The organism is Streptomyces alkaliphilus, from assembly GCF_014141535.1.
Lineage (GTDB): Bacteria > Actinomycetota > Actinomycetes > Streptomycetales > Streptomycetaceae > Streptomyces > Streptomyces alkaliphilus.
Genome location: NZ_VKHT01000728.1, coordinates 1 through 2,683, shown reverse-complemented (window position 1 = coordinate 2,683; position 2,683 = coordinate 1). Strand labels below are relative to the sequence as shown.

The 2,683-nt window shown below is 73.4% G+C and carries 3 protein-coding genes; all 3 read left to right on the top strand.

Annotated features, from left to right (window positions below; all coding sequences use genetic code 11):
- Nucleotides 1-182 precede the first annotated feature (182 nt).
- Nucleotides 183-422, top strand: a complete 240-nt coding sequence (locus tag FNQ90_RS19040; protein WP_228471392.1) for a glutaredoxin family protein — start codon at nt 183-185, stop codon at nt 420-422.
- 409 nt (nt 423-831) lie between these two features.
- Nucleotides 832-1,653, top strand: a complete 822-nt coding sequence (locus tag FNQ90_RS19035) for a redox-sensing transcriptional repressor Rex (protein ID WP_182607481.1) — start codon at nt 832-834, stop codon at nt 1,651-1,653.
- Nucleotides 1,650-2,683 (top strand): glutamyl-tRNA reductase (locus FNQ90_RS19030; protein ID WP_182607480.1); only part of this gene is annotated, 1,034 nt, incomplete at its 3' end. The genes FNQ90_RS19035 and FNQ90_RS19030, both read left to right, overlap by 4 nt.

Genomic DNA, 2,683 nt, shown 5'->3' with positions numbered 1-2,683 from the left:
CTCCCGGGCCGTCCCCCGGGGCCGACGCCCTCCCCGGTCCCGGGCGGTCCCTGCTCTCCCGGCTGACCTCCGGCCGGCGCCGGGCGGACGGCGGCGGCCCGTCGACCCCGCCGTCGACCCCGGGCGACGCCCCCGGACCGTCGAGGCGCACGTCACCCGCCGGCGGGGAACACCCCGACCGCCTGGTGACGCTGATCGGTAAGCCGGGGTGTCATCTGTGCGACGACGCCCGGGCGGTGGTGGAAGCCGTGTGCGCGGATCTCGGGGTGCGCTGGGAGGAGCGGGACATCACCCGCGAGCCCGGGTTGCACGAGGAGTACTGGGAGCAGATCCCGGTGGTCCTGATCGACGGGCGGCAGCACGACTTCTGGCGGATCCGGGAGGACCGGCTGCGGGCCGCGCTCGGAGCGCCGGGGAGATGAGCACCGGAGCCGTTCACGCCATGTCCCGCCGGGGGGCCGTTCGGCCCCGGTCCCCGGTCGGCACCGGGCGCGGCACCGACCCCCGCGACGACTCCGGCCCGGGTCGAACGACCCCCGGGCACGGCACCGGGTCACCGGGTCGGGCCTTCTCCCGGAGGGGAGGAAAAGAGAATTTTCGTCCGGTTTCGGTGAGCGATCACCGGTCGTTTCGCCGGGCTTCGTCCGCTGTCGTCACGTGTGTGAGGAGTGTCATTCCATGGCCTTGTCGGTGCATGTGGCACCGGTCACTTTGGCCGGGCAAAACGGACAGTATCTTTGTGCACGCGTTCACAAAGACATAGCCTGGCGGAGATGGAGCGGACCGGTTCCGGCCGGCCGCTCACCGCTTGGCCCGACCGGCAGGAGCATCGTGGCAACTGGCCGCCCCCATCGACCGGCGACCCGCAGCCGAGGGATCCCCGAGGCGACGGTGGCCCGGCTCCCCCTGTACCTGCGTGCGCTGACCGCACTCTCCGAGCGTTCGGTGCCCACCGTCTCATCCGAGGAACTCGCCGGCGCGGCGGGGGTGAACTCCGCCAAGCTCCGCAAGGACTTCTCCTACCTCGGCAGCTACGGCACCCGCGGGGTCGGCTACGACGTCGAGTATCTCGTGTACCAGATCTCGCGCGAACTCGGGCTCACCCAGGACTGGCCGGTCGTCATCGTCGGTATCGGAAACCTGGGCGCCGCGCTCGCCAACTACGGCGGGTTCGCCTCCCGCGGTTTCCGGGTGGCCGCGCTGATCGACGCCGACCCGGGCATGACCGGGCGGCCCGTCGCGGGGATCGCGGTCCAGTACATCGATGAGCTGGAGACGATCATCGAGGACAACGGGGTCTCCATCGGGGTCATCGCCACCCCCGCGGGCGCGGCGCAGCAGGTCTGCGACCGCCTCGTGGAGGCCGGTGTCACCTCCATCCTGAACTTCGCGCCCACCGTGCTCTCCGTGCCCGAGGGCGTGGACGTGCGCAAGGTGGACCTCTCCATCGAGTTGCAGATCCTCGCCTTCCACGAGCAGCGCAAGGCGGGTGAGGCGTCGCCACCGGCCGCCCCCGCCTCGATTCCCTCCGGACCCGGCGCCCCCGCCGGGGCTGTGGTGCGCGGTCGTGACGACGCGGAGGTGCGCGCCGAGGCGCGCGCGGGCCGGGACGGCGACCCGGGTGACGATCTCCCGGCGGTGATGCCGGCATGAGCCTGCTCGTCGTCGGCCTGAGTCACCGCAGTGCGCCGGTCAGCGTCCTGGAGCGTGCCGCCCTCGCCCCCGACCACCGGGGCAAGCTGCTGCGCGACACCCTCGGCACGGACACCGCGGCCGAGGCCGCGGTGCTGTCCACCTGCAATCGCATCGAGCTGTACGCGGACGTCGATCGTTTCCACGAGGGCGTCTCGGACCTCACCGCCGTGCTGTCCCGGCACAGCGGGCTGTCCGTCGAGGATCTCGCCGCCCACACCTACACCCGGTGGGAGGACCGGGCCGTGCACCACCTGTTCTCGGTGGCCTGCGGCCTGGACTCCATGGTGGTGGGGGAGGGCCAGATCCTCGGCCAGATCAAGAACGCGCTGGCGTTGGCGCAGGAGGAGCAGTCGGCCGGCCGACTGCTGAACGAGCTGTTCCAGCGCGCCCTGCGGGTGGGCAAGCGTGCCCACAGCGAGACCGCCATCGACCGTGCCGGGCAGTCGCTGGTCACCTTCGGGCTCGAGCAGCTGGCCCGTGCCGACCTCGTCGCGGCGGGCGGCGGGACCCCGGTCGCCGGGCCGCCGACGCCGGGTGCCGAGGCGATGCCGGACGTCCCGGCGTGGATCGCGGGCAAGCGGGTCCTGGTGATCGGGGCCGGTTCCATGTCCTCGTTGGCCGCGACGACGCTGGCCCGTGCCGGCGCGACCGAACTGGTGATCGCCAACCGCACCCTGTCCAGGGCCGAGCGGCTGGCCGACAACCTCAACGAGCTGCGCGGCGCCGGTCGCGTGCCCGGCGGCACCCTCTCCGCCCGCGCGGTGCCGATCAACGCCATCTCGCTCGCCGCCGAGCTGCGCCTGGCCGACCTGGTGGTCTCGTGCACGGGGGCCACCGGCCTGGTGCTCACCGCCGAGCAGATCGCCGCCGCGCTGCGTGATCGTCGTCCCGGCGTCCGCCGGTCGGCCGGTCCGCTGCTCGCGGCCGACGGCACCCCCGCCGAGGGCGCCCCCGCCCCCGGGGCGCCCTCGGCGGGGGTGCCGTCGGC